The sequence below is a fragment of the Mesorhizobium sp. M1A.F.Ca.IN.022.07.1.1 genome, assembly GCF_003997575.1.
GTDB lineage: Bacteria > Pseudomonadota > Alphaproteobacteria > Rhizobiales > Rhizobiaceae > Mesorhizobium.
The window spans coordinates 26,134-34,083 of record NZ_RZST01000018.1; the positions used below are offsets into that span (position 1 = coordinate 26,134).

The window sequence follows — 7,950 nt, forward strand, 5'->3', positions numbered from 1 at the left end:
ATAAGACCATCATGTGATCATCGCGGAAATACTCACCGGGAGCGGGTTGCGCCGGTTCACGCCGCAATTGTAGAACAGCGGTTGAGAAACGCATGATCTTTTGCGGAAAGTCATGCAGCTTTTGCTTGGCGGACTTTCGACGCGGGATCGTATGAGACTTCTCTTCCTCGGCGACATGGTCGGAAAAACTGGGCGCACGGCGGTGTGGGAACAGCTGCCGGGCTTGATATCCGACTTCAAGCTCGACTTCGTCATCGTCAATGGCGAGAACGCCGCGGGCGGCTTCGGCATCACCGAGGAGATATTTCGCGAGACGCTCGCGGCGGGCGCGGATGTCGTCACCACCGGCAACCATGTCTGGGACCAGCGCGACGCGCTGGTCTTCGCGCCGCGCGAGGAGCGCTTCCTGCGCCCTTCCAATTTTCCCAAGGGCACGCCGGGGCGTGGTTCCGGCGTCTATATCGCCAGGAACGGCGCGCGGGTGCTGGTCGCCAACATCATGGGGCGCGTCTTCATGCATCCCGAGCTCGACGATCCGTTCCAGGCCGGCGAGCGCGAGCTTGCGGCCTGTCCGCTTGGCGAACAGGCCGACGCAGCAGTGATTGATTTCCATGCCGAGGCGACTTCGGAAAAGATGTGCTTCGCGCATTTCGTCGACGGCCGAGCCAGCCTTGTGGTCGGCACCCACACGCACCAGCCGACCGCCGATCATCAGATACTCAACGGCGGCACCGCCTATATTTCGGACGCCGGCATGTGCGGCGACTATGATTCCTCGCTCGGCATGGACAAGGAAGAGCCGCTCAACCGCTTCCTGTCGAAAGTGCCGAAAGGTCGTTTCGAGGCCGCGAATGGACCGGCGACGCTGTGCGGCGTCGGCGTGGAAATCTCCGACCGCACCGGGCTCGCCGAGAAGATCGCGCCGTTTCGCCGCGGGCCGAGACTCGAGGAAACCGCGCCGTCCTTCTGGTGATGATATTGATATGAGCACCGGTCGTACCTAACTGGCGACGAAACCCGCGAAAACTGCTCTAGATCGTAGAGGGGACGACCTCCATGCAGCTTGTCGAGTTCCTGGCGCCGCACTTTGCCTTTGTCTCCGATCCCACAGCCTGGATCGCGGTGCTGACGCTGGTGGTGCTGGAGGTGGTGCTCGGCATCGACAACCTGATCTTCATCTCGATCCTGACCAACAAGCTGCCGGAAACGCAGCGCGCCCGCGCCCGCAAACTCGGCATCTCGGCGGCACTGGGCATGCGGCTGGTGCTGCTCGCCACGATCTCGATCATCGTGCAATTGACGACGCCGGTGTTCACGGCGTTCGGGCATGGCTTTTCCTGGCGCGACCTGATCCTGATCGCCGGCGGCCTGTTCCTTGTCTGGAAGGCGACCAAGGAAATCCACCACACGGTCGATCCGCAGGATCATCAGGACTCGATGATGGGCGGCACACTGCAGATGAGCCTGGCCGGCGCGATCTTCCAGATCCTGCTGCTTGACCTCGTCTTCTCGATCGATTCCATCATCACCGCCGTCGGGATGACCGACGAGATCGCCATCATGTACATCGCTGTCATCGTGGCGGTGAGCGTGATGATGCTGGCGGCGACGCCGCTCGCCAACTTTATCGCCAAGAACCCCACAATCGTGATGCTGGCGCTCGGCTTCCTGCTGATGATCGGCATGACGCTGATTGCCGACGGCATGGGCTATCACGTGCCCAAGGGCTACATCTACGCCGCCATGGGTTTTTCCGCGCTGGTCGAGGGCCTCAACATGCTGGCGAGGCGTCGAAAGAAGCAGCGGTCCGGCGGCGGGCATTAAACTAGGGCAGGTTGATCTGCCAGGAAACGCCGAAGCGGTCGTTGAGCCAAGCGAAACGGCGGCTGAAGCCGTAATCGTCGGTCGGCATCAGAAACGCGCCGTCCTTGGCCAGCACCCCGACAATGCGATCGAGCTCCTCCTCGGAGGAACAGTCGACGAAGAGCGAGAACGACGGCGTGAAGGAGAAGGCGTGATGCACGGGGCTGTTGAAGACCATGACCTCAGTGCCGCCGATCACGACACGGGCCAGCTTGAGCGCACGTTCGGGCCCGTCCTCACCGGCGCCATAGCGTGTGACGTCGACAACGCGGCTTTCTGGAACGGTGTCGCAATAGAGGGTCATGGCCTTCTCGGCCTGACCTTCGAACATCAGGAACGGCGTTACCTTCACGGCCGGGCCTCCTCGCTCAAAGGGAGTCAAATATTGGTCTCGTTGGCCGGCTCGCCTTTCATCTCGGCGCGATAATAGCCGTCGCGCAAATTGATGCCGTATTCGAGATACGCCTTCATGCAGGCGAGCATCTGCGACCAGCCCTCGCAATTGAGGTAGGATTTCTTCAGTCCGACCTCGCCTTCGTGCCAGCCGGCCTCGGCGATGGTAACGAAGGTGCCGCCGTCGTCCAACGGCTCGAAGTTCATCTCGATGCGTGTCTTGTAGGCCGGCTTGCCGTCAGTGTCGGCCGCGTCCCAGCGCAGCACGATACGCCTATCCTTGATCACCTCGTCGACCTCGACCGGCACCGTCTTCCACCAGGTGACGGTGGTGCCGGCGACCAGCGGAGCAGAGGCGCCGCCAATGGTGGTGAAATAGCCGCTGAGCTTCGTCGGGTTGACCACGGCGTCGAAGACTTCGGCGACCGGCTTGCCGATGCGTCCGGAAATCCTGAATCCAAGAGACATATCCACAGCTCCTTCCTTGCCTCGTGAAACAATATGTTATAAAAACATAACATGTCAAGCCCAACCTCGGACGATCGTGTTTTCAAGGCCTTGGCGCACTCGCGCCGGCGCGAGTTGCTCGACCGGCTCAAGGATCAGCCGCAGACCACCGGGGCGCTCTGCGAGGCTTTCCCGGACATGGATCGCTGCACGGTCATGATGCATCTGAAGGTGCTGGAAGAGGCCGATCTGGTCGTGGCGAGGCGCGAGGGGCGCGAGCGCTGGAACCATCTCAACGCGCTGCCGATCAGGCAGATCCACGACCGCTGGATCGGCCAATATGCGGGCCATGCGATCAGCATCCTCGACCGGCTGAAGTCGGATCTGGAGGGATGATGCCGCGCTGCAAGGGCAATCTCGGTCTGTCCGCCGTCAGGGTCGACGGTCCGGCTGGACGAATTGAGCCGATTTATCTATAAGCCGGCCATTCCGACAGAGAGCCCCGCGGGCCTTCGCAGGCACGCTTGCAGCGTTCTGAAATTTTGAATTCGAGCATTTGCCGGGTGATCGCGCCCGGCCGAGAAATGCTCTAGCCGAACACGACAGGGGTGCCATGGCTGGCCATTCGCAGTTCAAGAACATCATGCACCGGAAAGGCCGCCAGGATGCGGTGCGGTCGAAAATGTTTTCCAAGCTGGCACGCGAAATCACCGTCGCCGCCAAGACCGGCACGCCGGACCCGGCGATGAACCCGCGGCTGCGCCTTGCGGTGCAGAACGCCAAGGCGGTGTCGATGCCGAAGGACAACATCCAGCGCGCCATCAACAAGGCCTCCGCCGGAGATGCCGAGAACTACGAGGCCGTGCGCTATGAGGGCTATGGCCCCGGCGGCGTGGCGCTGATCGTCGAGGTGCTGACCGACAACCGCAACCGCTCGGCGTCCAATGTGCGCGCCGCCTTCACCAAGGCCGGCGGGGCGCTCGGCGAAACCGGCTCGGTGTCGTTCATGTGGAACCGCGTCGGCGAGATCTATTACCCGGCTTCGGCCGGCAGCGCGGACACGGTGATGGAAGCCGCGATCGAGGCCGGTGCTGACGACGTCGAGTCGGACGAGGAAGGCCACACCGTCTATTGCAGCTTCGAAAATCTCGGCGAGGTATCGAAGTCGCTCGAAGCCGCGCTCGGCGAAGCGGAGTCGGTGAAGCCGATCTGGCAGCCGCAGAACAATGTGCCGGTCGATGAAGAACGGGCGCAGTCGCTGATGAAGCTGGTCGCCACTCTCGAGGACGACGACGACGTGCAGAGCGTCTACGCCAATTTCGAGGTCGACGACGAAACAATGGCCAAGCTCAGCGCGGCCTGATCGGCTGATCTATGAGCGGAACTCGATCCGACATGAGCGAGAAGCCGCGGCCCGCCATCCGCATCACCTACTGCACGCAATGCCAGTGGCTGCTCAGAGCCGGCTGGATGGCACAGGAGCTGCTCTCGACCTTCGGTACCGATCTCGGCGAGGTGACGCTGGTGCCGGGCACCGGCGGCATCTTCACGATCTCCTGCAACGACCAGCTTATCTGGGAGCGTAAGCGCGACGGCGGTTTTCCGGAGGCGGCGAAGCTCAAGCAGCTGGTCCGCGATGTCATCGACCCGGAGCGCGATCTGGGACACGCCGACCGCAAGACGCACAAGAAGACGGACCCCGCCTGAGGCGGTGTTTTATCCGCTGGCCGCTCTCTTCAAATCAGCGCCAGGATGAAGCAGGCCATCGCCACGATCGCGGTGATGGTGCGGACGTGGTTCCACATTACCCATTGGCGCAGATGGTTCGCCCACACGGCGGCGCCGTTGCTGCTGGCCGGGTCGACGGCGGCCAGCGCGTCGTTGAGCGGCACGTTGAAGATCATGGTCACGATCGGGTTGCCGACGAGATAGATTACGGCGCCGGCAAGCAGCCAGTACGAGCCCGATTGGCTCCAACCCGCGATGGCGGCGGCAATCAGCACCAGACAAATGAGGCCGGTGCCGAAAAGCGCCGTCATGAAGGCGGGCGTAATTACGGTGATGTTGATCGAATTCATCGCTGCGATGCCGGCTGGGACGGGCAGCCTGGCAAGTGCTGCCATGACGAAATTGGAAAAGGCGAAGAAGACGCCGCCGACCACGCCAGAGCCGATCGCGGCAATGAAGGTGAGGGCGGGAAGAATTTTCATCATCTCAGTTACTCCAGACGCCGCTGGCTGCGGTTTCGGTTGCATAGGCGAAGAAGTCTTTCGGCCGGCGGCCGAGCGCGCGCTGCACGCCGTCGGTCAGCGATTCGTTGCGGCCGTCGAGCACCTCGGTGAAGAGCTCGTTGAGCAGCCAGGCGAATTCCGGCGGCAGGTTGTGCGCAGCCACCGTTTCGGTGAATTGGGCATGCGAGATCCGCCGATAGCGGATGTCGCGGCCAGTGGCTTTGCCGATTTCGGCGACGGCCTGAGCAAAGCTCAGCAGACGCGGGCCGGTGAGTTCGTAAAGCTGGCCGGCATGGCCCGGCTCCGTCAGCACGGCTTCGGCGACATCGGCGATATCGTCGACATCGACGAAGGGTTCGGCCGACAGCGCCGACCGGCAGGGTGACTTCGCCTTCGAGTATGGATTCGATGAGGAAGCCTTCGCTGAAATTCTGCGAGAACCATGAGCAGCGCAGGATCGTCCAATCGGCACCGGAGACCTTGACCATTTCCTCGGCGCGCTGAGCCTCCGTCTCGCCGCGACCGGAGAGCAGCACCAGCCGCTTGTTGCCGCGCTCGACGGCAAGTTTGGCCAACGCCTCGACAGTTTCGGCGGCGCCCGGCACCGCGATGTCAGGATAGTAGCTGATGTAGACGGCGCCGACGCCGTCGAGGGCCGCGCCCCAGGTGTTCTTGTCCGACCAGTCGAAGGGAGGCGTGCCTGCGCGGGAGCCGATCCGCACCGGGATCCTGCGGGCGATCAACCGTTCGGCCAGCCGCCGGCCGGTCTTGCCGGTGCCGCCCAGGATCAAAATCGGTTTCTGTGACGTGTCGGTCATCTCGATCTCCTCGTTTTCTGAATATGAGTAATCCTCATGTTTGCAAAACGTGATAAACCCTCGTATTTTGTGAGTCAAGCCAGTTTCTCGAGGATCTTTCGGAGGAAGCTCATGCAAGGCAGGGTAGCCGCGAAGCTCGACCAGGAAATCGCAATGCCCCGGCGAGCGCCGACGCAGCAGCGCAGCCGCGAGCGGGTCGAGCGGATGCTTGCCGCCGCCGCGGCGCTGATCGCCGAGCAAGGCAGCGATGCCATGCGCATGGGCGAGGTGGCGGAAAGAGCAGGGGTGTCGATCGGCTCGCTCTACCAGTTCTTTCCCGACAAGCGGGCGATCGTCTGGGCGCTGGCCGAGCGCTACACCGCCGAAAGCCAGGCCTGCATCTCGGCGGCGCTGAAGGACGTCAGCGACGCCGAGGGGCTGAAGCGGGCGTTTTCGGAGCTGGTCGACATCTATTACGGGATGTTCCTGGCCGAACCGGTGATGCGCGACATCTGGTCGGGCACGCAGGCCGACAAGGCCTTGCGCGAACTCGAACTGGCCGACAGCCGGGCCAATGCCCGATTCCTCGTCGCGGTGCTGAAGCGGTTGCGTCCCGGCGCAGATACCGTGGCGATGGAGACGGCGGCGCTGCTAGTCTGGCAGATGGGCGAGGCGGTCATGCGGCTGGCGATCTCCGTCGACCGGGAGGAGGGCGACAGGCTGGTCGCGGCCTATAAGCGCATGGCGCTGCGGGAGCTGGTGGAAGGGTAGGTACAACCTGGTCGGGTTTCCCGCAGCGTCTGTGGCCAACAAAAAACCCGCCTCGGAGGCGGGTTTTTGATCTGCGACACGTTTAGAAAGGCTTAGAGGCCGAAACCTTCGAAACGCTTCTTGAACTTCGACAGGCGGCCGCCGCGGTCGAGCAGGGTCTGCTGGCCGCCGGTCCAGGCCGGGTGCGTGGTCGGGTCGATGTCGAGGTTCATCGTGTCGCCTTCCTTGCCCCAGGTCGAGCGGGTCAGGTATTCGGTGCCGTCGGTCATGACGACCTTGATGGTGTGGTAGTCGGGATGGATATCGGCCTTCATTGTCGTGTTCCTGGCTTGCCGGCGCTGGTGACGGGCCGATGGCCTGCGTCGATGCGCCCCTTTTTAAAACTCGAAGCCGCAGCTAATGAAAAGCCACGGCTTCTAAAACGGTCGGCGAGCCTATACATCAGCCGGAATTGAATCACAAGGCCGCGGCAGGCGCATATTGAAGCGCATGACGAACACGCGGCCAGAGGAAACGCTCATGGCGGATATTGGTGTCAGTGGTGACGAGCGCAGGCGCTCGGTCCGGCCGCTCAGGAACCTTTTTCCGTACGTCATGCAGTACCGCAAACTGGCGGTCGGCGCGATCATATCGCTGATCGTTGCGGCAGGGACGACGCTGGCCCTGCCGATGGCCGTGCGGCGCATGATCGATCACGGCTTCCAGGCGGCGGGCACTACCTTCATTGCCGAGTATTTCGCCGCGCTGGTGCTGATGGCGGCCGTGCTGGCGGCGGCGTCCGCCAGCCGCTACTACTTCGTCATCACGCTCGGCGAGCGGGTCGTCGCCGACATCCGCCGCGATGTCTTCTCCCATGTCACGACGCTCTCGCCGGCCTTTTTCGATCGCTCGCAGTCGGGCGAGATCGTGTCGCGGCTTGCCGCGGATACCACGCAGGTGAAGTCGGCGGTCGGCGCCACGGCATCGGTCGCGCTGCGCAATCTCATCCTCGGCGTCGGTGCCGTGGCGATGATGGTCTTCACCAGCCCAAAACTGTCCGGCCTGGTACTGGCCGCCATCCCGCTGATCGTGCTGCCGCTCGTCGCCTTCGGCCGTTCGGTGCGGCGCAAGTCGCGGCTGGCGCAGGATACGCTGGCGGAAGCCACTGCCTATGCCAGCGAGCAGATCGGCGCCGTGCGCACGCTGCAGGCCTTCACCAACGAGAAGCTGGTGACGGGGCGCTTCTCGGCTGCCGTCGAGGCCGCCTTCGAGGCGGCGCGCACGTCGGTCTTCGCCCGCTCCTTTCTCACCTTCTTCGCCATCTTCATGATCTTTTCATCGGTGGTGGCGGTGCTCTGGTTCGGCTCGCGCGACGTGCTTGCCGGCACGATGTCGGCCGGCACGCTCGGCCAGTTCCTGCTCTATTCGGTGTTCGCCGCCTGCGACAGCTCGCTCCACACTTCCGACAG

Annotated in this window: 11 protein-coding genes and 1 pseudogene; 7 read left to right on the top strand and 5 right to left on the bottom strand. The window is 63.1% G+C overall.

Annotated elements, in window-relative coordinates:
- Window positions 1–151 precede the first annotated feature (151 nt).
- On the top strand, window positions 152–973 hold the full coding sequence (locus EOA75_RS04420) for a YmdB family metallophosphoesterase (RefSeq protein ID WP_095824096.1): 822 nt from the start codon (window positions 152–154) through the stop codon (window positions 971–973).
- Window positions 974–1,056: 83 nt separating this feature from the next.
- Window positions 1,057–1,824 carry a TerC family protein gene (locus EOA75_RS04425; RefSeq protein WP_127323713.1) on the top strand — a complete coding sequence of 256 codons (768 nt, stop codon included), beginning with the start codon at window positions 1,057–1,059 and terminating at the stop codon, window positions 1,822–1,824.
- Window position 1,825: 1 nt separating this feature from the next.
- Here the strand turns inward: EOA75_RS04425 and EOA75_RS04430 are convergent, their stop codons facing one another.
- Entirely contained in the window at window positions 1,826–2,215 is a 390-nt protein-coding gene (locus tag EOA75_RS04430) for a VOC family protein (protein ID WP_281015522.1), read from the bottom strand.
- Between the two features lie 26 nt (window positions 2,216–2,241).
- Entirely contained in the window at window positions 2,242–2,724 is a 483-nt protein-coding gene (locus EOA75_RS04435; protein ID WP_067001716.1) for an SRPBCC domain-containing protein, read from the bottom strand.
- A 51-nt stretch (window positions 2,725–2,775) separates the two neighbouring features.
- Here EOA75_RS04435 and EOA75_RS04440 point away from each other — a divergent pair, with 51 nt between their 5' ends.
- From EOA75_RS04440 to EOA75_RS04450, 3 genes are all read left to right on the top strand, one after another.
- Window positions 2,776–3,099 (top strand): helix-turn-helix domain-containing protein, encoded by a 324-nt coding sequence (locus tag EOA75_RS04440; protein ID WP_067001718.1) that lies wholly within the window; start codon window positions 2,776–2,778, stop codon window positions 3,097–3,099.
- Between the two features lie 217 nt (window positions 3,100–3,316).
- Entirely contained in the window at window positions 3,317–4,066 is a 750-nt protein-coding gene (locus EOA75_RS04445; RefSeq protein WP_067319492.1) for a YebC/PmpR family DNA-binding transcriptional regulator, read from the top strand.
- A gap of 32 nt (window positions 4,067–4,098) precedes the next feature.
- Window positions 4,099–4,410 (top strand): SelT/SelW/SelH family protein, encoded by a 312-nt coding sequence (locus EOA75_RS04450; protein ID WP_095799760.1) that lies wholly within the window; start codon window positions 4,099–4,101, stop codon window positions 4,408–4,410.
- Window positions 4,411–4,439: 29 nt separating this feature from the next.
- On the opposite strand, the gene EOA75_RS04455 is transcribed toward EOA75_RS04450, so the two are convergent.
- Complete coding sequence (locus EOA75_RS04455; RefSeq protein ID WP_067319488.1) at window positions 4,440–4,916, bottom strand: DUF1772 domain-containing protein; 477 nt, start codon at window positions 4,914–4,916, stop codon at window positions 4,440–4,442.
- Between the two features lies 1 nt (window position 4,917).
- Window positions 4,918–5,752 (bottom strand): annotated as a pseudogene (locus EOA75_RS04460) (NAD(P)H-binding protein).
- A gap of 111 nt (window positions 5,753–5,863) precedes the next feature.
- Here EOA75_RS04460 and EOA75_RS04465 point away from each other — a divergent pair.
- Complete coding sequence (locus EOA75_RS04465; RefSeq protein ID WP_067319486.1) at window positions 5,864–6,502, top strand: TetR/AcrR family transcriptional regulator; 639 nt, start codon at window positions 5,864–5,866, stop codon at window positions 6,500–6,502.
- Window positions 6,503–6,594: 92 nt separating this feature from the next.
- Here EOA75_RS04465 and rpmE read toward each other — a convergent pair whose 3' ends face one another.
- Window positions 6,595–6,816: a 50S ribosomal protein L31 gene (rpmE, locus tag EOA75_RS04470; protein ID WP_040974396.1), complete on the bottom strand. Its 222-nt coding sequence runs from the start codon at window positions 6,814–6,816 to the stop codon at window positions 6,595–6,597.
- Between the two features lie 205 nt (window positions 6,817–7,021).
- On the opposite strand from rpmE, the gene EOA75_RS04475 reads away from it, so the two are divergent.
- A partial coding sequence (locus EOA75_RS04475) for an ABC transporter transmembrane domain-containing protein (protein ID WP_245466559.1) occupies window positions 7,022–7,950 on the top strand: 929 nt, incomplete at its 3' end.